This window comes from Streptomyces sp. NPDC037013 (assembly GCF_055607265.1).
Window position 1 is genome coordinate 568,250 of record NZ_JBVJRV010000006.1, and the last position, 23,229, is coordinate 591,478.

Consider the following 23,229-nt stretch of genomic DNA (forward strand, 5'->3'; position numbering starts at 1 on the left):
CGCGCCAAACCGGCCAACATCCCCTTCCGCGCCGGGAGATCCGGGCGCCCGGCGCGACGGCAGAGAGGTGGCACGGGCAGGCCCTTTGCCGTTCACCTCGATGTCGCGCTCCCGATTCCCGGGCGTGTCAGCCTCCCCGCAGGGGTACTCGGCACGGGGAGGCAGGCCATGGAGAGCGGACCAGCGATCTTCGCGGGAACGGTGTTCGCGCTGTTCGGCGCCGGGCTGCTGCTGTGGACCGGAGCGCGTGTCGCGCACCGCGCCCCCGTCGCCCAGGGTGTGAGCCCTGTCGCATCGGCGACGGTCGCCACGATCGCCGGATCGGTGGCGGTGCTCCTCGGACTGTGGTGTTTCACGAGGCTGTGACGCGGCACCGGCGGCCGGGCGGACCGTACCGTTCCGGTTGACCGGTGGCCGACCTTCCGATGGCGCCGGCGCCCGCGCCCCGGCAGGGCCGACGCGCCCTGCCGAGCCAGGCGGACCCGTCCCGTCACGCCCGTCCCGGCCTGCCGGACGATCTCCCCGTACCACCGCGGACGCTCCCCTTCCACCCCGCCGGAGACTCCTCTCCCAGTGATCACGCCGGTGTCGTACGGCGAGGGGGCGCGCCGGGCGCGGAAACAGCGGGTCGCTACTCCGGGCGGCAGGAATGGCGGTAGTCGGGTTACCGTTCGAGTGGCCGTTGCGGGCTTTTCCCGTTTGACACGGGGGCGGGATGTACCGTCACACTCCGCAGCGACAGCGCAACGCAAGCCATGCGGGCACTGCCACCGCACTGTCACGAGCACTGCCACCGCGCACTGCGACCGGCATTGCGACCACGTGGTGCCGCCGCGCACTGCCACCGAGTGTCGACCGGAGAGAAGAGCGAAGTTGTCCCCGACCAGCGAGACCGCACAGGGCGGCCGCCGACTCGTCATCGTCGAGTCGCCTGCCAAGGCGAAGACGATCAAGAGCTACCTCGGCCCCGGCTACGTAGTCGAGGCCAGCGTCGGGCACATCCGCGACCTCCCCAACGGCGCCGCGGAGGTGCCGGAGAAGTACACCGGCGAGGTGCGCCGCCTCGGCGTGGACGTCGAACACGACTTCCAGCCCATCTATGTCGTCAACGCCGACAAAAAGGCACAGGTCAAGAAGCTCAAGGACCTCCTCAAGGAGTCCGACGAACTCTTCCTCGCCACCGATGAGGACCGCGAGGGCGAAGCCATCGCGTGGCACCTCCTCGAGGTCCTGAAGCCCAAGGTCCCCGTCCACCGGATGGTCTTCCACGAGATCACCAAGGACGCGATCCGCAGCGCCGTCGCCAATCCGCGCGAGCTCAACAAGCGCATGGTCGACGCCCAGGAGACCCGCCGCATCCTCGACCGCCTCTACGGCTACGAGGTCTCGCCGGTCCTGTGGAAGAAGGTCATGCCGCGCCTGTCGGCGGGCCGCGTGCAGTCCGTCGCCACCCGCCTCGTCGTCGAGCGGGAGCGCGAGCGCATCGCCTTCCGCTCCGCCGAGTACTGGGACCTGACCGGCACCTTCGGCACCGGCCGCGCCGGTGACGCCTCCGACCCCGCGCAGCTCGTCGCGCGCCTCGCCTCGGTCGACGGCAAGCGCATCGCGCAGGGCCGCGACTTCGACTCCCTCGGGCAGCTCAAGTCCGACACCCTCCACCTGGACGAGGCGAACGCCCGCGCGCTGGCCGCCGCCCTCCAGGAGACCCGGTTCTCCGTACGGTCCGTCGAGTCCAAGCCGTACCGCCGCTCGCCGTACGCCCCGTTCCGTACGACGACGATGCAGCAGGAGGCGAGCCGCAAGCTCGGCTTCGGCGCCAAGGCGACCATGCAGGTGGCCCAGAAGCTGTACGAGAACGGCTTCATCACCTACATGCGTACGGACTCCACGACCCTCTCCGACACGGCGGTCACCGCCGCCCGCGCCCAGGTCACGCAGCTCTACGGCAGCGACTACCTGCCGGACAAGCCCCGCACGTACGCCGGGAAGGTCAAGAACGCCCAGGAGGCGCACGAGGCGATCCGTCCGTCGGGTGATCGTTTCCGCACCCCCGCCGAGACCGGTCTGACCGGCGACCAGTTCCGGCTCTACGAGCTGATCTGGAAGCGGACCGTCGCCTCCCAGATGAAGGACGCGACCGGGAACTCCGTCACGGTCAAGATCGGTGGCCGCGCCTCCGACGGCCGCGACGCCGAGTTCAGCGCCTCCGGCAAGACCATCACCTTCCACGGCTTCCTCAAGGCCTACGTGGAGGGCGCCGACGACCCGAACGCCGAGCTCGACGACCGCGAGCGCAGGCTCCCGCAGGTCAGCGAGGGCGACGCGCTCACCGCCGACGAGATCTCCGTCGACGGCCACGCCACCAAGCCCCCGGCCCGCTACACCGAGGCCAGCCTGGTCAAGGAGCTCGAAGAGCGCGAGATCGGCCGCCCGTCGACGTACGCGTCGATCCTCGGCACGATCCTCGACCGCGGATACGTCTTCAAGAAGGGGACGGCACTCGTCCCCTCCTTCCTGAGCTTCGCCGTGGTCAACCTCCTGGAGAAGCACTTCGGCCGGCTCGTCGACTACGACTTCACCGCCAAGATGGAGGACGACCTCGACCGCATCGCCCGCGGCGAGGCGCAGGCCGTGCCGTGGCTGCGGCGCTTCTACTTCGGTGAGGGCGAGGGCTCCGGCGGCGCCGCCGAGGCCGGCAACGGCGACGGCGACCACCTCGGCGGCCTCAAGGAACTCGTCACCGACCTCGGCGCGATCGACGCCCGCGAGGTCTCCTCCTTCCCCGTCGGCGACGGCATCGTGCTCCGCGTCGGCCGCTACGGCCCCTACATCGAGCGCGGCGAGCGCGACTCCGAGAACCACCAGCGCGCCGACGTCCCCGAGGACCTGGCGCCGGACGAGCTGACCGTCGAGTACGCGGAGGAGCTGCTCGCCAAGCCGAGCGGCGACTTCGAGCTGGGCGCGGACCCGGAGACGGGCCGTCAGATCGTCGCCAAGGACGGCCGCTACGGCCCGTATGTGACGGAGATCCTGCCCGAGGGCACCCCGAAGACCGGCAAGAACGCGGTCAAGCCGCGCACGGCCTCGCTCTTCAAGTCCATGTCGCTCGACACGGTCACCCTCGAGGACGCGCTGAAGCTGATGTCCCTGCCGCGCGTGGTCGGCACCGACGCCGAGGGCGTCGAGATCACCGCGCAGAACGGCCGGTACGGCCCGTATCTGAAGAAGGGCACCGACTCGCGCTCCATCGAGAGCGAGGAGCAGCTCTTCACGATCACGCTGGAAGAGGCCCTGGAGATCTACTCCAAGCCGAAGCAGCGCGGCCGGGCCGCGGCCAAGCCGCCGCTCAAGGAGCTCGGCGAGGACCCGGTCAGCGGAAAGCCGGTCGTCGTCAAGGACGGCCGCTTCGGCGCGTACGTCACCGACGGCGAGACGAACGCGACGCTGCGGGCGGCGGACTCCGTCGAGGACATCACCCCGGAGCGGGGCTACGAGCTGCTCGCGGAGAAGCGGGCCAAGGGCCCCGCCAAGAAGACGGCCAAGAAGGCGCCGGCGAAGAAGGCCGCCGCGAAGAAGGCGCCCGCGAAGAAGACCGCCGCCAAGAAGACGGCGGCCAAGAAGACGACGACCGCGGCGAAGAAGACCACCGCCAAGAAGACGACGGCCACGAAGGCGACCGCGGCCAAGGCGACCGCTTCCAAGGCGGCTTCGGAGGACTGACCTCCGCACCGTCTCCGTGTGAGCCGGGTGATCGTTTCTGTGTGTGCCGGGTGCCCCTCGCGGGCGCCCGGCACACGCATATGTGCGGCTCCGCTTCCGGAAACGGCACGTTCCGCCTGCAACTGGACCAGACGGTCGTTTGTTCGGGTGGCTCGGCGGGGAAGCGGCCCGTCCAGATAGGCTGGACGGATGACGCGTGCCGAGCAGCCAACGGCCGGAATCCCGGCCCCCGACGACGCCCTGGTCGCAGATTCCCGAGAGCGTGCCGTCCGCGCCTTGCTGCGCGTACCGCAGTTGAAGAGGCTGTGGAGCGCCCATGTGGTCGACAGTGTCGGCGACGCTCTCGCGCTTCTCGTCCTGGTGATCCTCGCGCTCCAGTCGAGCATCGCCGAGGGCGCCTTCGGCGGCGGTTACCGCGGCGCCGCTTTCGCCGTGACCGCTGTCTTCGGAGCACGCGTCCTCGCGACGCTGCTCTTCGGAGCGGTGCTTCTCGGGCCCCTCACCTCCCTCACCTCACCGGACGGCCCGCTCGACCGGCGCTGGACGATGATCGGGGCCGACGGAGTGCGGGCCGCCCTGCTGGTCCTCGCCCCCCTGTGGATCGACTGGAGCCCCGACAACGCCCTCGCGGTGATCCTGGTGACCTCCTTCGTCATCGGCGTCGCCGAGCGCTTCTGGACGGTCGCCAGGGAGAGCGCGGCGCCCGCGCTGCTGCCCCCGCCGCCGCCGGAGGGCGCGACGATAAGGCCGCTGCCCGACCACATGGACGCGCTGCGGCGCCTCTCCCTGCGCACGGGATTCCTCGCGCTGCCCGCCGCGGCCGCGATCCTCGTCGCCGTCACGCTCGTCGGCAACCTCCTCGGGGCCGGCCTCGACTGGTTCGAGCTGCACCAGGCGGGACTGACCTCCTTCGTCGCGGCCGGCCTCTTCGCCGCCGCCCTCTCGATCGTCTACTTCCTCGAACTTCCCGGTACGCAGACGCCACGCGCGCGTAGCCCCCTCGAAGGGCTCCGCAGGCCGCGCACCGCCGCCGGCACCGACAAGGGCCGCACCGGCGCGATCCCGCTCCTCGTCGCGGCCTGCGCCGCCGTCGCCGCGGCCATCGCGGCGGCCGTCGCCGTCTCCGTCCTGCACGCCAAGGACCTCGGCGGTGGACCCGTCACGTACGGCCTGATCGTCCTCGCCCTCACCGCGGGCACGGCCGTCGGTATCCGTACGGCGCCGAAGCTGCTGCCCCCGCTCTCGCGCCGCCGGATCCTCGCCCTCGCCATCGCCCTGACCGGCATCGCGCTGCTCGCCGCGGGCCTCGTGCCCGACGTGACGACCGTGCTGCTGCTCCTCGCCCTCGCGGGGTTCAGCGCGGGCGCCGCCGCGAACACCGGGCACGCGCTCCTCGACCAGGAGGTCGAGGACCACCGCAGGGCCCGCACCACGGAACACCTCCACGCGGTCGTACGTCTCTTCCTCGCGCTCGGCGCGCTGGTGGCCCCGGTGCTCGCCGCCGCGATCGGCCCGCACCGCATGGTCAACGGCAAGTTCGTCTTCGACCACGGGGGCGCCGCCTTCACGCTGATGCTGGTCGGCGCGCTGCTCCTGCCGGTGGCGGCGCTGGTCCTCGCCAAGGCCGACGACCGGCAGGGCGTTCCGCTCCGGCACGACCTCCTCGACGCGCTGCGCGGCGGCGACGACCCGGTGCAGGCCCCCTGCGCCACCGGCTTCTTCATCGCCCTCGAGGGCGGCGACGGCGCCGGCAAGTCGACGCAGGCCGAGGCGCTCGCGGAGTGGATCCGCGCCAAGGGGCACGAGGTCGTCGTCACGCGCGAGCCGGGCGCGACGCCCGTCGGCAAGCGGCTGCGGTCGATCCTCCTGGACGTCTCCTCGGCCGGGCTCTCGCACCGCGCCGAAGCCCTCCTGTACGCCGCCGACCGCGCGGAGCACGTCGACACGGTCGTGCGCCCCGCCCTGGAGCGCGGCGCCGTGGTCATCTCCGACCGCTACATCGACTCGTCCGTCGCCTACCAGGGCGCGGGACGGGACCTGTCGCCGACCGAGGTCGCCCGCATCAACCGTTGGGCCACCGGCGGTCTCGTACCCAACCTGACGTGCCTGCTCGACGTCTCGCCCGAGGCCGCCCGCGAGCGGTTCACGGAGGCGCCGGACCGGCTGGAGTCGGAGCCCGCCGAGTTCCACGCGCGCGTGCGCTCCGGTTTCCTCACGCTCGCCTCCAGTGACCCCGGCCGGTACCTGATCGTCGACGGCGCCCAGGAGCCGGAGGCGGTCACGACCGCGATCCGGGCCCGGCTCGACACGGTGCTGCCCCTTTCCGAGGCCGAGGTGAAGGCCAGGGAAGAGGCCCGCAAGGCCGCCGAGGAGGAGGCCCGGCGCAAGGCCGAGGAAGAGGCCGCGCGCAAGGCCGAGGAAGAGCGCCTGGAGCGCGAGCGCCAGGAGCAGCTCGCCAAGCTCCGTGCCGAGGAGGAGGCGCGCAAGCGCCGCGAGCTGGAAGAGGCCCAGCGCCGCGAGGCCGAGCGGCAGGCCGAGGAGGCCAGGAAGCGCGCCGAGGACGCGCGCCGGCGGGCCGAGGAGGAGCAGGCCAGGCTCCTCGCCGAGGAGAAGGCACGGCAGGCCGAGGAGGAGCGGCGCCGCCGCGAGGCCGAGGAAGAGGCCCGGCGCCGGGCCGAGGCCGAGGAGCGGCGGCTGGAGAAGCAGCGCAAGGCGGAGGAGGCCCTGCTGCGGGCGGAGGAGGCGCGCCGGCTGGCGGCGGCTTCCGCGGCTGCGGCGGCGGCTGCGGCGGCATCTTCGGCGGCGGCTCCTTCGACTTCGGCTCCTTCGGCGGCGGCTTCTTCGACGTCCTCCGGGTCGTCGGGTTCCGGTTCGTCGGGCTCCGGTTCTGCGAAGTCCGGGGCCGGGCGGAAGGCGGGCCGGGCGGATTCCGCGGCGGAAGAGTCCGTACCGGACAACGAGACGACCGTGCCCACGCCCGTGGTCAAGCCGCCGCCACCTGCCGGGGCGACCGACGAGACGGCCGTCCTGCCGACGATCGGCCCCGAGGACACCGAGGTGCTGCCGCAGCCGCCCGCCCCCGCGGGGTCCGCGGACGAGACGGCCGTGCTGCCGACCGTCTCGGAGGACAAGGTGCCGCCCGGCTACTTCCGGGACGAGCGCCCGTCGTCGGCGTCGTCGCAGGCGCCCTCTCCCGACGGTTCGGACGACCGGACCCGGGAACTGCCGCAGGTCGACGAGATGGGCGTGCCCCAGCGCCCCCGCTCCGAGTGGGCGGAGGAGACGCCGCTCGACGATCTGCCGTCGCTGGCGGACGAATTGCTCGGGTCGCACGAGGACGCCGAGGACGAGGACGACGGCAGGCGGGGGCGGCGCGGCCGCAAGGGCCGCTGAGCCGCCCGGCCCGGCGGCCGGACGGGATGGTCGGCCGGGCTTGTCGGACGGGATTGTCAGAGGCGTCCTCCACAATGGGCAGTCCGGTGTCCGACCGGGCCCGGTGGCTGGCCGGGCCGGAGCAGAGCGCAGCGTAAGGCGGTGACCCCATGAGCGTGTGGGACGACCTGGTGGGTCAGGAGCGGGTGGGCCGGCAGCTGAGCGACGCCGCCCGGGACGCCGACGCGCTGGTGACCGCGGCGGCGTCCGACGCGCCGCAGCCCGAGTCGTCGAAGATGACGCACGCCTGGCTGTTCACGGGCCCGCCGGGATCCGGCCGGTCCACCGCCGCGCGTGCCTTCGCCGCCGCCCTGCAGTGCACCAGCCCCGACCGCGCGCTCGGCGGCGTCCCGGGTTGCGGGTTCTGCGACGGCTGCCACACCAGCCTGATCGGCACCCACGCCGACGTGGAAGTCGTGCGTACGGACATGCTGTCCATCGGCGTCAAGGAGACCCGCGAGCTCGTCCGGCGGGCCCAGCTCTCACCCGCCGTCGGACGCTGGCAGGTCATCGTCCTGGAGGACGCCGACCGCCTCACGGAGGGCGCGGGGAACGTCCTCCTGAAGGCCGTCGAAGAGCCCGCCCCCCGCACCGTGTGGCTGCTCTGCGCGCCCTCCCAGGAGGACGTGCTGCCGACCATCCGCTCCCGCTGCCGCCACCTGACCCTGCGTACGCCTCCGGTGGACGCGGTGGCCGACATCCTCGTCCGGAGAGACGGCATCGAGCCGGACGTCGCGGCGGCCGTGGCGCGCGCCACGCAGGGACACATCGGGCGTGCCCGGCGGCTCGCGACCGACCCACGCGCGCGTGAGCGCAGGGCCGCGGTCCTCAAGCTCCCGCTGCGGGTCTCGGAGATCGGCGGCTGCCTCAAGGCGGCACAGGAGCTGATCGACACGGCGACCGAGGACGCGAAGCAGGTCGCCGAGGAGGTCGACACCAAGGAGACCGACGAGCTGAAGGCGGCCCTCGGCGCGGCTCAGGGCGGCCGCATGCCGCGCGGCACGGCCGGTGTGATGAAGGACCTGGAGGACCGGCAGAAGCGCCGCAGGACGCGTACGCAGCGCGACAGCCTCGACCTCGCGCTGACCGACCTGACCGCGCTCTACCGTGACGTGCTCGCCCTCCAGCTCGGCTCGCGGGTGGCGATCGCCAACACCGAGGTGCAGGACATGCTGCAGCGCCTGGCCCTGGAGTCCTCGCCGGAGTCGACCCTGCGCCGCATCGAGGCCATCGGCGCCTGCCGCACCGCTCTGGACCGCAATGTGGCGCCGCTCCTCGCGGTGGAGGCGATGACGGTGGCACTGCGGGCCGGCTGACACGGCACGGACGCGCCGCGCGGCCCGGGTGCTCGTGATCGCGGGCGCCGGTGATCGAGGGTTGACCGAGTCACTCGTACGAGCGCGGTGTGTGATCGCCTGCTCGCGGAGAGTTACTATCACGTGATGGACAACAGCCGTCGCGGCCGCCCTAGCCGTCGCAGCCGTCAGTTTTCTCTCCGCACGTGCGGCGCCCTGCTCGTCACCGCCGGGCTGCTCATCCCCGGCTGCTCGTCGGCGAGTTCGACGGCCGACGCCTCGCCCGTCTCGCTGTCCCGCGCGATGCCCGCCGAGCTTGCCCCGTACTACGGGCAGAAGCTGCGCTGGCACGCGTGCGGAGTCCCCGGCTTCGAATGCGCCTCGATGAAGGCCCCGCTCGACTACGCCAAGCCCGGGGCGGGCGACATCAAGCTGGCGGTCGCCCGCAAGCGGGCCACCAAGAAGAACGATCGCCTCGGCTCGCTCCTGGTCAACCCGGGAGGCCCCGGCGGTTCGGCCATCGGCTACCTCCAGTCGTACGCGGGCCTGGGCTACCCCGCACAGGTTCGCGCCCACTACGACATGGTCGCCGTCGACCCGCGCGGCGTGGCCCGCAGCGAGCCCGTCACCTGCCTCGACGGCAAGAGCATGGACGCGTTCACGCAGACCGACGTCACCCCCGACGACCGGCGCGAGACGGACGAGCTGCGCACCGCCTTCCAGAGGTTCGCGGACGGCTGCAAGAAGCGGTCGGCCGAGATCCTGCCGCACGTCTCCACGGTCGAGGCGGCCCGCGACATGGACGTCCTGCGCGCGGCGCTGGGCGACGAGAAGCTGTCGTACGTCGGCGCCTCGTACGGGACGTTCCTCGGCGCGACGTACGCCGAGCTCTACCCCGAGCGGGTGGGCCGCCTGGTCCTGGACGGCGCGATGGACCCCTCGCTGCCCGCGCTCCGCATGAACCAGGAGCAGACCGCCGGCTTCGAGACGGCGTTCCGGTCCTTCGCGAAGGACTGCGTGGCGCGCGGCGGGGAGTGCCCGCTGGGCACCAGGAGCCCCGAGGACGCGGGCCGGCGCCTGAAGGCCTTCCTCGGCGGGCTGGACCGTAAGCCGCTGGCCACGGGCAGCGGAAACCGGGTGCTCGGTGAGGCGCTCGCCACGACGGGCGTGATCGCGGCGATGTACGACGAGGCGGGCTGGCCTCAGCTGCGCGACGCGCTGGCCTCGGCGATGAAGGAGAGGAACGGCTCGGGCCTCCTCGCCCTCTCCGACGGCTACTACGAGCGGGACGGCGACGGGACGTACGCGAACCTCATGTTCGCCAACGCCGCCGTGAACTGCCTGGACCTGCCGCCCTCCTTCGACTCCCCCGCCGACGTGAAGAAGGCACTGCCCGCCTTCGAGAAGGCATCCCCGGTCTTCGGCGAGGGCCTCGCCTGGACCTCGCTGAACTGCACGTACTGGCCGGTGCGGGCCACGGGCGTCCCGCACCGCATCGAGGCGAAGGGCGCCGCCCCGATCGTCGTGGCGGGCACCACCCGCGACCCCGCCACCCCCTACCGCTGGGCGAAGGCCCTGGCCTCCCAGCTCTCCTCCGGCCACCTCCTCACCTACGAGGGCGACGGCCACACGGCGTACGGCCGCGGCAGCGAGTGCGTCGACTCCACGATCAACGCCTACCTCCTGAAGGGCACGGTCCCCAAGGACGGAAAGCGCTGCTCATAGCCGTCACAGGGGGGTGTGCGGAGCACCCCCGAAAACTGTGTAGACTTGGCCGCGTTGCTGATCGCACCATGGTGCGGGACGGCGCGCCGCCTTAGCTCAGATGGCCAGAGCAACGCACTCGTAATGCGTAGGTCTCGGGTTCGAATCCCGAAGGCGGCTCCATTGGAACCCCAGGTCAGATCTCATCTGGCCTGGGGTTTTTTCGTTGCTCTGGGGTCAGTGCGGGGTGGCGCCGAAGCTGATTTCGTTGCCTTCCGGGTCCTGGTAGGTGACCTTGCGGACGCCGTTCGCGTACGTTTCGCGGACTCTTGGGGTCAGGCCCCGGCCCGTGACCCCCTCGATCAGGGCGTCCAGGTCGTCGACGAAGAGGGTGTGCAGGGCGTGGCCGGCGTGTTCGGGGCGGTGTTCGATGACGAGTGATCTGTGTTCCGCGAGCTGCCACACCGCCTCCGTGTCGCCCGCGACAAAGGTCGGCGGGGTGCCGAGAAGCCGTTCGTACCAGGTCAGCGCCGTCGCGTAGTCGTCCACGGGGATGCCTGCGAAGAGGTCCAGGGCCATGACGCCATGGTAGGTCCGGGGCCCCCGGGGCGGTGGATGAGCGCGCTGGGGCCGGGGTGCGGTGCGGGGGCGGTCACCTCGACCAGCGCTGGGAGGCCTTGCCCGATGAGCAGGTCGCCGTGCTGACGCCGCCTCCGAAGGGCAGGTCCAGGCAGCCGCCGTTGCTCGTGTTCTTCAGGGTGCTGCCCGAGCCCCAGCGCCAGAGGGCGCTGCCCTGGGCGCAGTTGCCGACGAAGACGGCCTGGCCGAGCATGTTGGCGTACAGGCACGAGCCCGAGTTCTTGTTGACGACCTTGAACGTGTTGTTCGCCGCGCTCACCGTCTTCCAGGTGGAGCTCGCATCGCCGCAGCTGCCGTCGTCGGCCGAGCCGTACACCTGGATCAGGCATGCGTCGCTGTCCGCGTTCTTCAGGCGGAAGGGGCCCGACGAGGGGGTGCCGCCGGAGTCGCCGGAGCCGCCGCCGTTTCCGGATCCGCCCGCTCCGTCCGAGTCCCCCGATCCGCCGCCGGGTGAGCCCGCGCCCGAGCCGGACGAGTCGTCGTTCCCCGATCCGCCCGGCGTGGTCGAACCGTCCTTGTCCTTGCTTCCGTCCTTGCCCCCGGAGCCTGCCGCGCCGTCGTCGGAGTCTCCGTCGCGTGACGGGTTCTTCTTGTCGTTCTTATCGTCTTTGTCGTCCTTGCCGTTCTTTTTGCCTTTTTTGTCTTTCGCGTCCTTCGACTTCTTCGCCGCCGGCTTCGCTTCGTCCTTGCCCGTGGGGTCGGCCGGGGCCGTGACCGCGGAGGACGGCGTCGAACCGGCCGCGCTGTCCGGGCCCGTGACGTACGGCAGGTTCTGGAGAGCGATGGTCGTCCCCGCGGCGACCACCACGACCGGGACGGCGGCCAGGAGGATGCGGGTGCGTCGGCGCTCGCGCCGCGGGGGGCGGGTCGCGTCGGGCTTCGTCTGAGGGGTGGGGTCGAGGGCGGGGGAGGGGGGTGGGGGTGTTGTTGCGGGGGATGCAGGTGTTGCAGGGGGTGCGGGTGTTGGGGTGAGGAGGGGTGTGGTGGGTTCGGGGGCCGGGAGTGTTTTCGGGGCTCCTGCCGCGAACGTCGCTCGTTCCGTCAGCAAGTTCATGACGGGGCCGGCCAGACCGGGGCGGGCGGTGGGGCGTGCCGGTCGGCGAGTGCCAGCAGTTCGGGGGCGGTCGGGCGGCCCTCGGGGTCCTTGTCGAGGCAGGTCGCGACGAGTTCGGCGAGTTCGGCGTCGCGCTCGCGCAGCGGCGTCAGGTCGGGCTCGTCGTGCACGATGCGGTAGAGCGGGCTGCCCTCGCCCGCGTCCGTGAACGGCCAGCGGCCGCTCGCCGCGTAACCGACGAGGAGGCCCAGCGCGAAGATGTCGGAGGCGCTGGTCAACCGCCGTTTCCCCGAGGCCTGTTCGGGCGACATGTACGCGGGGGTGCCGACGACGAGACCGGTCTGTGTCAGCTGGCTCTGCTCGGCGGCGCGGGCGATGCCGAAGTCGATCAGGGTGACGCCGTCGAGGGTCAGCATGACGTTCGACGGTTTGAGGTCGCGGTGCACCATGTCGTGGCCGTGTACGGCCGTCAGGCCCGCGGCGACCTCGCGCAGCAGCAGCCACAGGGCGTCGCCGGACAGCGCGTCGGACGGGGCGCCGCCGTGGTCCTCCACCGCTTCGGAGAGGGTGATGCCGGGCACGTACTCCGTTGCGAACCAAGGGGGTTCGGCGTCGCGGTCACTGGCGAGGAGGGGCGCGGTGGCCTCGGCGGGGAGCCGCGCGAGGTTGTCCATCTCCTGCCCGAAGCGGCGCAGGAAGCCGCGGTCCTCGGCGACGACCGAGGCCAGCATCTGCTTGACGGCGGCGTACCGTCCGTCGACCACCCCGAGGTACACCCGTCCCATGCCGCCGGCCCCGAGCCGGCCCACCAGCGGGATCGGGCCTATGCGTCGCGGGTCATGCGGACGCAGGGGCTCGGCGCCGCTGCCCGTCAGGTCGAAGGCCGGTTGCGCGTCGGCGCTTTGGCCTTGGTTCTGGTCTTGGCTTTGGCTGTTGGTGTTCTGGTGGGTGCCCTGTTGGTCGGGTCCCTTTTCTTCGCTGGGTTCCCCGTGCGTACCGTTCGGTCCGCCTGCCCCGCCTGCCCCGCCTGCCCCGCCTGCCCCGTTCACGCTCTCCCCGTTCACCGGCCCCCCGTGACCGGGTCCACAGTCTGGCCCATTGATCGGCCCGATCGGAAGAACTTTCGGAAAATCGATTCTGGTTACGAAGTACTCGGACCGGGGAGCGATCGACCATGGCCCAGGCGCATGAGGCACATGAGACAGACGTGGCACGTACGTGTGAGACGGCTGAGACCGCCGAAGAGGTGGCCGCGCGCCACGGGTTGCGGCCGCTGCCCGTGGAGGGCGGGCTGTTCCGGCGGACCTGGGCCGGACCTCCGGACGCCGCCGGGCGCCCCACCGGGTCGGCGATCATCGCCCTGCTCACCACGGCCCCCGGCGACTTCTCCGCCCTGCACCGGCTGCCGATCGACGAGGTCTGGCACTTCTACGAGGGCGACGCGCTGGAGATGCTCCTCCTCGCCCCCGACGGCACCGACAGCATCGACGGCACCGACGGCACTGTGTTGCTCGGTGCCGGTGGGCGCGTGCAGTTGGTGGTTCCCGCCGGGACGTGGATGGGGGCGCGGGTCAGGGCCGGCGGGCGGTGCGGGTGGTCGCTCTTCGGGACGACCATGGCGCCCGGGTTCGTCGAGGAGGACTACGAGGGCGGGGACCCCGAGACGCTGAGCGCGCGGTACCCGGGGCGCGCCGAGCTCATCCGGGAACTGTGCCGGCCGGGGCACCCGCTGCGGATGCGGACGGACGGGAGTGACCTGCATGGGTGAGGAGAGGCTCGTCGGCCATGGCGGTGGTGGCCATGGTGGTGGGGGAGGTGGCGGTGGCGGTGGTGTGTCCGGGGAGCGGCGCCGCGGCCGGAGCCGTGGCCGGAGCCCTGGTAGTTCCCCGGAGGCCGTGGCCGGCTTCGGGCGTGACGACTCGCTGCCCGGGCTCGGCGGGCGCGTCGCCCTGGTCACCGGGGCGAGCGGCGGTATCGGTGCCGGGGTCGTCCGGCGGTTCGTCCAGGCCGGTGCCGCCGTCGTCGTCCACCACCGGCGGGGCGGCGAGCGCGCCGAGGAGCTGGTCCGGCAGATCGTCGATGCGGGCGGGGACGCCGTCGCCGTACCGGCGGATCTGACGCGGGAGGAGGAGTGCCATCGCCTCGTGGAGGCCGCGTACGCGTGGCGCGGGCGCCTGGACGCGCTGGTCAACTGCGCAGGGATCCAACCGGTGCTGGACCTCGCCGACATGACGGCCGCGGACTGGCGGGCGGTGGCGGAGGCGAACGTGACGGGCGCGTTCTGCTGCACGCAGGCCGCCGCCGGGCTCATGGCCGGGCAGGCCGGCGGCGGCACGGTGACGCACATCGCGTCCATCGAGGGGACGCGTCCCGCGCCCGGGCACGCGCACTACAGCGCGTCCAAGGCCGCCCTGATCATGTTCGCCCGCTCGGCGGCCCTGGAGTACGGGCCGCGCGGCATCCGCGTCAACACCGTCTCGCCGGGCCTGATCGACCGGCCGGGACTCGCCCAGGACTGGGCCGAGGGCGTGGAGCGGTGGACCGGGGCGGCGCCGCTCGGCCGGCTCGGGCGGCCCGAGGACATCGGTGACGCGTGTGTCTTCCTCGCCTCGGACGCGGCGTCCTGGATCACCGGGACGGACCTGGTCGTGGATGGCGGGGTCGGGGCGCGGCCCGGTTGGTGAGGGGAGCGGCCCGGTTCATGCGGCAACCCCGGCATCGAGACGCTCGGGGCGCCGGCCGTCGCGCTCGGCGTGCCGTTCAGCGTCCTCGTGGAGTCACCCGCGCCCGCGGTGACGGCGATCCGCGCGGGCGAGGCCCGACGATGCTCGCCGAGAACTCCTCGTACGCGGGCACGCTGCAAGGGAGCGGCCCGGTTGGTGGAGGGGGAGCGGCCCGGCTGGTGACGGGGGAGGGGGGAGGGGGCGCCGGGTCAGCGGTCCAGGTAGGCCAGGACCGCGAGGACCCGGCGGTTGTCGGTGTCCGAGGGCGGCAGGCCCAGCTTGGGGAAGATGTTGCCGATGTGCTTGGCCACGGCCTTCTCGGAGATGAACAGGGCTTCCGCGATGCCCGCGTTGGAGCGCCCCTGCGCCAGGCACTCCAGGACCTCGCGCTCGCGTGAGGTGAGCGAGGCCATGGCGGCGTCGCGGCCCTTGCGGACCAGGAGCTGGGAGACCACCTCGGGGTCCATGGCGGTGCCGCCCGCGGCGACGCGTTCGATCGCCGAGATGAATGCCGCGCCGTTCGACACCCGGTCCTTCAGGACGTAACCGACCCCGGCGGAACCCGTCGCCAGCAACTCATGGGCGTACAAAGGCTCCACGTACTGCGAGAGCAGCAGGACCGGCAGGCCCGGGACCCGTGTCCGGGCGGTCACCGCGGCGCGCAGGCCCTCGTCGCTGAAGTCCGGCGGCAGCCGGACGTCGACGACCGCGACGTCCGGGCGCAGCTCCGTGAGCGCGGCGAGCAGGTCGGGGCCGTTGTCGACGGCCGCGGCCACCTCGTGCCCGAAGGCGGTGAGCAGCCTGCTGAGGCCGTCCCTCAGGAGGAAGTGGTCTTCGGCGAGGACAACGCGCACGGCACCTCCAGCGTCACCATGGTCGGGCCGCCGGGCGGGCTGCTCACGGCGAGGACGCCGTCGAAGGTCGCGAGCCGCTGCTCGATGCCCCGCAGCCCCGAGCCGCGGGAGGCGTCGGCGCCGCCATGACCGTCGTCGGTGACGGTGACGCGCAGGGTGCCGCTGCCACTCCCACTCCCATTGTCGTCGCTGCCGCCGCCGTCGTGGCGGATGTCGATCCAGGCGCGCTCCGCGCCGGAGTGCTTGGCGGCATTGGCGAGGATCTCCGAGACGGCGAAGTACGCGGCCGACTCCACCGGCGGCTCGGGGCGCGCGGGCAGGTCGGTGACGACCTCGGTGCTGAGAGGGCTGATCATCGCCAGGGACCGTACCGCGTCGGCCAGTCCGCGGTCCGCGAGGACCGGCGGGTGGATGCCGCGCACCAGGTCACGCAGTTCCTGCAGCGCCTTGGTGGAGTTCTCGCGGGCCTCCGCGAGCAGGGTGCGTACGGCGGCGGGGTCGGACTCCAGGAGGTGCTCGGCGGCGTCGAGCGTCATGCCCATCGCCACGAGCCGGACCTGTGCGCCGTCGTGCAGGTCGCGTTCGATGCGGCGGATCTCCGCCTGCTGTGTGTCGGCGGCGGCGGAGCGGGTGGTGGTGAGGTGGTCGATGCGGTGCGCCATCTCGGCCATTTCCGCGCGCAGTTCGCTCTCGCTCGGGGCGAGCATCGCGCGCAGGTACCGTTCGTGCAGCCGGACGGCGCGGGGCGCGGCCCAGTAGAGCGCGAGCGGGAACTGCAGGGCGCCGAGCACGCCCGCGAGGCCGGCCGTGGGCCCGTTCCGCACCGGCACGAAGAGGTACCAGACGCTGTCCCACCCCCGGGAGAGGTCCACGCCGAACACCGCCGTGGCCAGGCCCCACACGCCGCTGATCACCAGGGCGAGCGGCCCGAAGGCGATCAGGCCGCCGACGTACGGGTCGATGCCGGCCCAGCGCCAGTCCCGCCATACCTGACCCTCCTTGGCCGCCAACTTGGCGCGCAGGGCGCGCCCTTGGTCAGTTGTGGGCAACTCGCCGTAGGGCGCGGGGAATTCCTTGCCCGACCACTCCTCGGCCAGCGCACGCTGCCGGTCCGCGAGCCTCCGCACGCTTCTCATCAGGCCGGGCAGCAGCTTGGCGTGGGGGCCGCTCCCGAAGAGGAGGTGGGAGTGGGCCATCCAGAGGGTGATCCAGAGGGATATCCAGAACGCCTTCAGGGAGAGGGCCCAGAGGAGGAGGGAGCGTCTGAAGGCGGCGGTAGTGGTGCTTCTGGTGCCGGCGGTTCGGCCGGCCTCGTGTCCTGCGGTCATGGACTTCCCCCTCGCGTGGCTGAACTGCGGTTTCATGCTCTTTCGCGCGGTCCGCGGTTCATTATCGGGCGGGGCGGGGGAGGAAGTCGGTGGTAAAAACTCCCCTCTTCAGGAGCGGGTGCGCGCGGCGGGGGAGACGCGGGTCAGCCAGGTGCGGAGGGCCGCGTTGAACTCGTCGGGGCGTTCGAGGTTCGGCATATGGGCCGCCGATTCGACGACGTGCAGCGCGGAGTCGGGGAGCGCGGCGTACATGGCCTCGGCGTCGGAGACCGGGGTGTACGTGTCGTCGCGTCCCACCACCACGAGCGACGGGACGTCGGCGCGGGTCAACAGGTCGCGGTAGTCCGGGCGTTCGGCCCGACCGCGCAGCGCCGCCGCTGCTCCCTCCGGCGGTGCGGCCATCATCATGCGGTGGACGTACGCGGACGCCTCCGTGTTGTACGGGGCCACCATCTTGTCCCGTACCTCGTCCGCGTACCCCTTCATGCCCTCCGCCAGGAGACGGTCGGCGAGGGCGTTGCGGGCGGCCTTGCCCTCCGGGGTCTCGGCCGCGGGGAAGGTGTCCGCGAGGAGGAGTCCGGTGATGCGCCGCGGGAAGAGGCGGTAGCACTCCATGACGATCTGGCCGCCCATGGAGAGGCCCCCGAGCGCGAACTCCCGTACACCCAGGTGGTCGAGGAGTGCGGCGAGGTCCTCGGCGAAGGTCGCGAAGCCGGTGGTGCCGGGGACGACGGTGGACTCACCGTAGCCGCGCAGGTCCGGGGTGATGACGCGGTGCGTCGCCGCGAGTGCGGCGCGCTGCGGGGCCCACATGGAACGGTCGAAGGGGTGACCGTGGAGAAGGACGAGGACGCCCCCGACTCCGTCTGTGCTGCCGCCCTCGTCGTCGTAACCGATGGTGATGCCGTTGAGCTGTGCGGTTGCCATGGGGGGAGGCTAGGCGGGCCCAACTGGTCGGTGCAATAGGATCTTTGCTCTCGGTGCAATCGGGTGGGGGTGGGCGCGATCGGGGGGGGGCGATCGGGTGGGGGCGGGTGTGGTCGGGTGGCCGGGGGTCGAGCCCGGAGGTCGAGCTCGGGGCTGAGGCCGGGATGGGCATGGGGATGGGGTGCGTGAGGTGCGGCGTGAGGACTATCGGCGCGTGGCCGACGACGTGGCGCGGGAGATCGAGTCCGGCGTGCTGCGCGCCGGTGAACAGCTGCCGCCGCAGCGCGTCTTCGCCCGGCGGCGCCGGATTGCCAACTCCACGGCCATACGCGTGTACGGGGAGCTCGCGCGGCGCGGCCTGGTCGTCGGGGAGGTCGGGCGCGGCACCTTCGTACGGGCCGCCGCACCGCACCCCGGTGGCGCCGCCCTGACCGAGGGCCCGCCTGGCGCGCCCGCACATCCGGCCGTCAACCTCGAACTCAACTACCCGGTGACGGAAGGCCAGTCGGAGCTGATGGGCAGGTCCCTCGCACCGTTGCTGCGGGCCGACGTGCTGCTGGAGGCGACCCGGACCGCCGCGCCCGCCGGGACCCCGGAGGCGCGGGAGGCCGCTGCCTCCGTACTGGCGCGGAGCGGCTGGCGGCCGGAGCCGGAGCGCGTGCTGTTCGCCGGGAACAGCCGACAGGCCATCGCCGCCGCGCTCGCCTCGCTGGCCCGCCCGGGCAGCCGGATCGGTGTCGAGGAAGTGACATATCCCCTGGTCAAGGCCATCGCCACGCAGCTGGGCGTGCGGCTCGTGCCGATCGCGATGGACGAGCAGGGCATGCTGCCCGGCGCGCTCGCCGACGCCCACCGGCGGTCCTCCCTCAGCGGCGTCTACGTACAGCCGACCCTGCAGAATCCGCTGTCGGTGACGGCGGACGAGGAGCGCAGGGATCAACTCGTCCAAGTTCTTGAGGAGTTGGGGCTGCTCGCCGTGGAGGACGGCACGTGGGGGTTCCTCGCGCCGGACGCGCCCGCTCCGCTCGCCGCCCGGCTGCCCGGGCGGGTCATCTTCGTCGACAGCCTCTCCAAGCGACTCGCGCCCGGCCTCACCGTCGGCACGCTCGCCGCCCCCGCCGCCCATCTGGACGCCCTCGCGCGCAGCCTGCGGTCCGGGGCGTGGACGGCGGGGGCGTTCAATCTGGCGGCGGCCGTGCGGTGGGTGGCCGACGGGACCGTCGACGCGCTGGTCGCGGCGAAGCGCGCCGACGCGGCCCTGCGGCACCGGATCGTGCGGGAGCGGCTGATCGAGGCGGGGGTGAGGGGACGGTTCCGTACCGATCCTCGTGCTTATTACTGCTGGTGGGAGCTGCCCTCGCCGTGGCGGGCCGAGACCTTCGTCGCGGCGGCGGCCGAGCGTGGCATCGCCGTCACGCCCGGCTCGGCCTTCGTCACGGGTAGCAGTTCCGCACCGGACGCCGTGCGGATCGGCCTCGCGTCACCGCCGTTGGACGTCCTCGCGGGGGCGCTGGGGGCGCTTGCGGGGATTGTCGCGGGGTGAGGGGAGGGGACGGGGGTGGGAGGGGTGGCCCGTACGTCTTGACCCGTACGTCTTGAGAGGGATGGTGGGTACGACCTTTGTCTTCTGGCGGGGGCGGTTTTTCGTTCTCCGGCCGTACGGAATCCGGGGGCCGGGCCCGAAGACTGGTGACATGCCCTGGAACAAGAAGAAGTCCGGCGTCGTGGCCGTCACCGTCCTCGGGTGTCTGGCCGCCGCCGGCACCGTCGCCGTCGCGGCGCCCGCCCTCAAGGACAGCGCGCTGATGCCGGACGCCGTCAGCGAGCACGTCTTCAAGGAGAAGACGAAGTCCTTCGCGACGGCGGCGGACGCGCCCACCAAGGGTGACCTGGCCTTCGTGCTGCCGGAGTGGATTCCGAGGGACGCCGTGAAGGTCCGGGTGAAGGTGAAGACCACCGGCGACGCGAAGCTGATCCGGTACACGCTCAAGGGTGGGAGCGGTAGCGGGAGCGGTGGCGGGGGGCGGGACGGTGTGGTCGGGGGTGTGCGGTCGGGGGTGAGTGCGGGCTGTGGCGACGGCGGCGTCGGCGTTCGGGTCGGGGCGCCGGAGCTGGACGCGTCCTGGTGGCCGGACCGTACGCCGTCCCGCTCGCGGTCGCGGATGGAGTGCGGTGACTTCTCGGCGTACCGGGTCGCCGTCGACGGCGACACCGTCTACGCCTGGACGAACGGGGACCCGTCCCCGGGGCGCCGGGCCGGCCTCGGCGAGGGGCACGCGGGGAGCCACGCCTAGGCCCCGCCCGGCGGCCGACGGGGGACGGGCCGGGGCGGGTCCAGGGCAGAGTCAGGGTGACAGGCACTTATGAGGATCCTGTCAGGCCTGCGTACGGAACCCGTTTGCCTCTCCTGCAACAGGCGGCGCGTGCCTATCCTCGACGCCATGTGCGCATCTGTCCTGATCGCGGAGGACGACGAGAAACAGGCCGAGCTGGTCCGCCGCTATCTGGAACGCGAGGGCCACCTGGTCTCCGTCGTCCACGACGGGTCCGCCGCCCTCGCCGAAGTGCGGCGGCAGCCTCCGGACCTGCTGATCCTCGACGTGATGATGCCCGGCGCCGACGGCCTTGAGGTCACCCGGCTCCTGCGGGGCGCGGCCGGACGGCCCGAGCTGACGAGGCTGCCCATCCTGATGCTGACCGCCCGCTCCACCGAGGACGACCTGCTCAGAGGGCTCGACCTCGGCGCCGACGACTACCTCACCAAGCCGTACAGCCCGCGCGAGCTGATGGCCAGGGTGCGGACCCTGCTGCGCCGCGCGGGCGGCGTCCACGCGCCGCTGCCCGACGCCGACGGGCGGATCCTGCGCGTCGCGGGGCTCGTCGTCGACCCCGTGCGGCACGAGGTGACCGTCGACGGGCGCCACGTCGAGTGCACGCCGGGCGAGTTCGACCTGCTGACCGCGCTCGCGGAGGAGCCGGACCGCGTCTTCACGCGCCCTCAGCTCCTCGACCGTATCCACGGTTCGTCCGGTTACATATCCGCGCGCACGGTCGACGTGCACATCCTCAACCTCCGCAAGAAGATCGAGACCGACCCGCGCCATCCGGACCGGCTCGTCACGGTCTTCGGGGTCGGATACAAGCTGGCAGGGGCAGGGGCAGGGGCAGGGGCAGGGGCAGGGGCAGGGGCAGGGGCAGAAGGGGCTGGGGCCGGGGCGGTCGTGGGCGGGGTCGGGGCGGCGGCGCGGCGTGGCGCGTGACATCCCGCTCCGCAAGAGTCTGCTGGCCCGGCTCCTCGCCGTCTCCGTCCTCGTCTCCATCGGCTCCATCGCCGCCACGGCGTGGCTCGCGGCACAGACGACGTCGGGCGCGTTGCGGCAGGAGCAGGGGCAGGTACTCGCCGACGACGCCCGCATCTACGACAAGCTCCTCGGCCTCGGCGCGAGCGCGCCGGAGTGGCGGGGCGCCGACGCGGCCGTCCGCGAACTCTCCCGGAGCACCGGGCGCCGCATCGCCCTCACCACGCAGGACCGCAAGGTCATCGCCGACTCGGCCAGACGCACCTCCCTCCCCCCGACCGCCTCCGCCGTCCTGGACCCCCTCGCCATCGACTCGGCCCTCGCGCCGGGCCGTACCACGGACTACGACCCGAACGCGAAGACGGACGAGACGGGCGAGGAGACGGCCGCGAAGGGTGGCCGCACAAGCACAAGCGGAACCACGAGCAGAAGCACCAACAGAGACAGCCGCAGCTCCGGCGACACCGGCACCCCCTCCACCGGCGCCCCTTCCACCGACGCCCCTCCCACCAACAGCACCGCCGCCGACCGCATCGACCCCCGCGCCGTAGGCCCCTACCGGCTCACCAAGACGGAACGCGCCCAGCTCAAGAAGGCCGCCGAGCGGAAGGCGGCCTGCCTGGCCGGTCTGGGGCTGACGCCTCAGGTCGTCGTCGGCCCGGGCGGGCGCCCCACCGTCCAGGTCGACCACGACCCGGTGGACCTGCTGCAGTCCAGTTGCCGCACGTGGACGCTGGAAATGCCCACCGTGACCGAGCTGAAGGCCCTCAAGAAGCTCAACTCCCTCTCCGACGCCTGCCTGAGGCGGCACGGGCTCGACCCCGTCCCGGTCGGCCTCGACCTCACGGGACGGGCCGGGACGCGGCCGGTCGGCGCCGCCGTCCCGACGTACCCGCCGGTGGAGCCCGAGGCCGACCGCGCGACGCCGTCCCGGACACCCGGATCCCGTGGTGACGCCGGAAACCCCGAAAACCCCGGATCCCCTGGGGACGCCGGGAGCGCCACCGGCCCCGACCCCGCCGGCGGGACCGGTCCTGACGCCGGCCCCGACCCCGCCTCCACCACCGCGACCGCCGCGGCCGTCGCCTCCTGTGTGGACACCGCGCGCCGCGAACAGCTCGGCCCCTACGTCTCCTCACCCGCGCTGCTCTTCATCACCAGCTCCGACGGCACCCGCAGCACACCGGGGTTCAGCCTCTCCCGCGCCAACACCACCCGCCTGGCCGGGCTCGCGGCAGCCGTGCTCGCCGTCACGGTCGCGGTCACCGCGCTCGCCGCGACCCGGCTCACCCGGCCGCTGCGCGCGCTGACCACGGCCACCCGGCGCATGAAGACGGGCGAGACGGGCGAACCGGTGCCCGCGCGGGCGACCCGCTCGGCGGGCGAGATCAGCCAACTCGCCGCCGCCTTCAACGACATGGCCGCCCACCGCAAGACCCTGGAGGAACAGCGCAAGGCCATGGTGAGCGATGTGGCCCACGAGCTGCGCACGCCGTTGTCCAACATCCGCGGCTGGCTGGAGGCGGCCGAGGACGGTGTCGTCGACACCGATCCTGAGCTGGTCACCTCGCTCCTCGAAGAGGCCCTGCTGCTCCAGCACATCGTCGACGACCTCCAGGACCTGGCGGCCGCCGACGCCGGTACGCTCCGTCTGCACCGCGAGCCGGTGCGCGCCGCCGAGATCGGCGAGCAGGTGGCCGCGGCGCACCTGGCCCGCGCGGACGCGGCCGGGGTGAAGCTCAGGGCCACCGCGTTCGGCGATCCCGTCGTGCGGGCCGACCCGCTGCGGCTGCGCCAGGCCGTCGGCAACCTCGTCTCCAACGCCGTCCGGCACACCCCCGAGGGCGGCAGCGTCCGCGTCACCTGCCGCACCACGGCCGACGCGGTACTGATCGAGGTCGCCGACACCGGCTCCGGCATCGCGCCGGCCGACCTGCCGCACGTCTTCGACCGCTTCTGGCGCGCGGACAAGTCGCGGACCCGCGCGACGGGCGGCAGCGGCCTTGGCCTGTCGATCGTGCGGAAACTGGTGGAGGCGCACGACGGCACGGTGACGGCGGAGAGCGCGCCGGGGAAGGGCTCGCTGTTCACGGTGCGGCTGCCGATGGCGTGACGGCGGAACCTGCCGAGGCCGCGGACGGCGCCTGACCGAGTGCCTGAGCCCAGGGCCTGCGGGACTTTCCGGGCCCGGGGCCCCGCGGGAAGTGGAGATGTACCGACGACCGCGTGGAGACTCGGAGGCGCCCGCGTAGAG

At 72.7% G+C, this 23,229-nt stretch carries 17 protein-coding genes and 1 tRNA gene; 12 read left to right on the forward strand and 6 right to left on the reverse strand.

The window, feature by feature from the left end:
- Positions 1-168 precede the first annotated feature (168 nt).
- The 6 genes from ACZ7DY_RS24875 to ACZ7DY_RS24900 all read left to right on the forward strand — a co-directional run bounded on the left by ACZ7DY_RS24875 (position 169) and on the right by ACZ7DY_RS24900 (position 10,334).
- Positions 169-366 (forward strand): hypothetical protein, encoded by a 198-nt coding sequence (locus ACZ7DY_RS24875; protein WP_471138526.1) that lies wholly within the window; start codon positions 169-171, stop codon positions 364-366.
- Positions 367-873: 507 nt separating this feature from the next.
- A complete protein-coding gene (gene topA / locus ACZ7DY_RS24880; RefSeq protein WP_471138528.1) occupies positions 874-3,720 on the forward strand; it encodes a type I DNA topoisomerase in 2,847 nt (948 codons plus the stop codon).
- Between the two features lie 189 nt (positions 3,721-3,909).
- The gene (tmk, locus tag ACZ7DY_RS24885) at positions 3,910-7,113 is read left to right on the forward strand and encodes a dTMP kinase (RefSeq protein ID WP_471138530.1); all 3,204 of its coding nucleotides are present in this window, start codon (positions 3,910-3,912) and stop codon (positions 7,111-7,113) included.
- Between the two features lie 149 nt (positions 7,114-7,262).
- The gene (locus ACZ7DY_RS24890) at positions 7,263-8,468 is read left to right on the forward strand and encodes a DNA polymerase III subunit delta' (RefSeq protein ID WP_471138532.1); all 1,206 of its coding nucleotides are present in this window, start codon (positions 7,263-7,265) and stop codon (positions 8,466-8,468) included.
- Between the two features lie 126 nt (positions 8,469-8,594).
- On the forward strand, positions 8,595-10,172 hold the full coding sequence (locus tag ACZ7DY_RS24895; RefSeq protein ID WP_471138534.1) for an alpha/beta hydrolase: 1,578 nt from the start codon (positions 8,595-8,597) through the stop codon (positions 10,170-10,172).
- Positions 10,173-10,257: 85 nt separating this feature from the next.
- Positions 10,258-10,334 (forward strand) — tRNA-Thr (locus ACZ7DY_RS24900).
- Between the two features lie 54 nt (positions 10,335-10,388).
- Here ACZ7DY_RS24900 and ACZ7DY_RS24905 read toward each other — a convergent pair.
- The 3 genes from ACZ7DY_RS24905 to ACZ7DY_RS24915 form a co-directional block, all read right to left on the reverse strand.
- Entirely contained in the window at positions 10,389-10,730 is a 342-nt protein-coding gene (locus ACZ7DY_RS24905; protein WP_471138535.1) for a VOC family protein, read from the reverse strand.
- Between the two features lie 73 nt (positions 10,731-10,803).
- Complete coding sequence (locus ACZ7DY_RS24910) at positions 10,804-11,598, reverse strand: RICIN domain-containing protein (protein WP_471138537.1); 795 nt, start codon at positions 11,596-11,598, stop codon at positions 10,804-10,806.
- A gap of 242 nt (positions 11,599-11,840) precedes the next feature.
- Complete coding sequence (locus ACZ7DY_RS24915; RefSeq protein ID WP_471138538.1) at positions 11,841-12,629, reverse strand: serine/threonine-protein kinase; 789 nt, start codon at positions 12,627-12,629, stop codon at positions 11,841-11,843.
- 422 nt (positions 12,630-13,051) lie between these two features.
- Between ACZ7DY_RS24915 and ACZ7DY_RS24920 the strand changes: the two genes are divergently transcribed.
- Entirely contained in the window at positions 13,052-13,612 is a 561-nt protein-coding gene (locus tag ACZ7DY_RS24920; RefSeq protein ID WP_471138540.1) for a cupin domain-containing protein, read from the forward strand.
- A gap of 127 nt (positions 13,613-13,739) precedes the next feature.
- Complete coding sequence (locus tag ACZ7DY_RS24925) at positions 13,740-14,528, forward strand: SDR family NAD(P)-dependent oxidoreductase (protein WP_471138542.1); 789 nt, start codon at positions 13,740-13,742, stop codon at positions 14,526-14,528.
- Positions 14,529-14,776: 248 nt separating this feature from the next.
- Here ACZ7DY_RS24925 and ACZ7DY_RS24930 read toward each other — a convergent pair whose 3' ends face one another.
- The 3 genes from ACZ7DY_RS24930 to ACZ7DY_RS24940 form a co-directional block, all read right to left on the reverse strand.
- Positions 14,777-15,421, reverse strand: a complete 645-nt coding sequence (locus ACZ7DY_RS24930) for a LuxR C-terminal-related transcriptional regulator (RefSeq protein WP_471138544.1) — start codon at positions 15,419-15,421, stop codon at positions 14,777-14,779.
- The gene (locus tag ACZ7DY_RS24935) at positions 15,385-16,749 is read right to left on the reverse strand and encodes a sensor histidine kinase (protein ID WP_471138546.1); all 1,365 of its coding nucleotides are present in this window, start codon (positions 16,747-16,749) and stop codon (positions 15,385-15,387) included. The genes ACZ7DY_RS24930 and ACZ7DY_RS24935 overlap by 37 nt, the downstream gene beginning before the upstream one ends.
- Positions 16,750-16,857: 108 nt before the next feature.
- Positions 16,858-17,676, reverse strand: a complete 819-nt coding sequence (locus ACZ7DY_RS24940) for an alpha/beta fold hydrolase (protein ID WP_471138547.1) — start codon at positions 17,674-17,676, stop codon at positions 16,858-16,860.
- A gap of 214 nt (positions 17,677-17,890) precedes the next feature.
- On the opposite strand from ACZ7DY_RS24940, the gene ACZ7DY_RS24945 reads away from it, so the two are divergent.
- The 4 genes from ACZ7DY_RS24945 (at position 17,891) to ACZ7DY_RS24960 (ending at position 23,088) form a co-directional block, all read left to right on the forward strand.
- The gene (locus ACZ7DY_RS24945) at positions 17,891-19,219 is read left to right on the forward strand and encodes an aminotransferase-like domain-containing protein (protein ID WP_471138549.1); all 1,329 of its coding nucleotides are present in this window, start codon (positions 17,891-17,893) and stop codon (positions 19,217-19,219) included.
- 151 nt (positions 19,220-19,370) lie between these two features.
- The gene (locus tag ACZ7DY_RS24950; protein ID WP_471138550.1) at positions 19,371-19,970 is read left to right on the forward strand and encodes a hypothetical protein; all 600 of its coding nucleotides are present in this window, start codon (positions 19,371-19,373) and stop codon (positions 19,968-19,970) included.
- Positions 19,971-20,117: 147 nt separating this feature from the next.
- Positions 20,118-20,936, forward strand: coding sequence for a response regulator (locus ACZ7DY_RS24955; protein ID WP_471138551.1), 819 nt, complete (start codon positions 20,118-20,120; stop codon positions 20,934-20,936).
- Positions 20,926-23,088 carry an ATP-binding protein gene (locus ACZ7DY_RS24960; protein WP_471138553.1) on the forward strand — a complete coding sequence of 721 codons (2,163 nt, stop codon included), beginning with the start codon at positions 20,926-20,928 and terminating at the stop codon, positions 23,086-23,088. The genes ACZ7DY_RS24955 and ACZ7DY_RS24960 overlap by 11 nt, the downstream gene beginning before the upstream one ends.
- The last annotated feature ends 141 nt before the right edge of the window (positions 23,089-23,229 follow it).

Bases quoted from the DNA above. Each gene is read 5' to 3' on its own strand.
- tmk (WP_471138530.1), top strand. From the start codon at position 3,910: ATGACGCGTGCCGAGCAGCCAACGGCCGGAATCCCGGCCCCCGACGAC.
- ACZ7DY_RS24890 (WP_471138532.1), top strand. From the start codon at position 7,263: ATGAGCGTGTGGGACGACCTGGTGGGTCAGGAGCGGGTGGGCCGGCAG.
- ACZ7DY_RS24955 (WP_471138551.1), top strand. From the start codon at position 20,118: ATGTGCGCATCTGTCCTGATCGCGGAGGACGACGAGAAACAGGCCGAG.
- ACZ7DY_RS24895 (WP_471138534.1), top strand. From the start codon at position 8,595: ATGGACAACAGCCGTCGCGGCCGCCCTAGCCGTCGCAGCCGTCAGTTT.
- ACZ7DY_RS24905 (WP_471138535.1), bottom strand. From the start codon at position 10,730: ATGGCCCTGGACCTCTTCGCAGGCATCCCCGTGGACGACTACGCGACG.
- ACZ7DY_RS24875 (WP_471138526.1), top strand. From the start codon at position 169: ATGGAGAGCGGACCAGCGATCTTCGCGGGAACGGTGTTCGCGCTGTTC.
- ACZ7DY_RS24940 (WP_471138547.1), bottom strand. From the start codon at position 17,676: ATGGCAACCGCACAGCTCAACGGCATCACCATCGGTTACGACGACGAG.
- ACZ7DY_RS24935 (WP_471138546.1), bottom strand. From the start codon at position 16,749: ATGACCGCAGGACACGAGGCCGGCCGAACCGCCGGCACCAGAAGCACC.
- ACZ7DY_RS24915 (WP_471138538.1), bottom strand. From the start codon at position 12,629: ATGGGACGGGTGTACCTCGGGGTGGTCGACGGACGGTACGCCGCCGTC.
- ACZ7DY_RS24950 (WP_471138550.1), top strand. From the start codon at position 19,371: ATGCCCTGGAACAAGAAGAAGTCCGGCGTCGTGGCCGTCACCGTCCTC.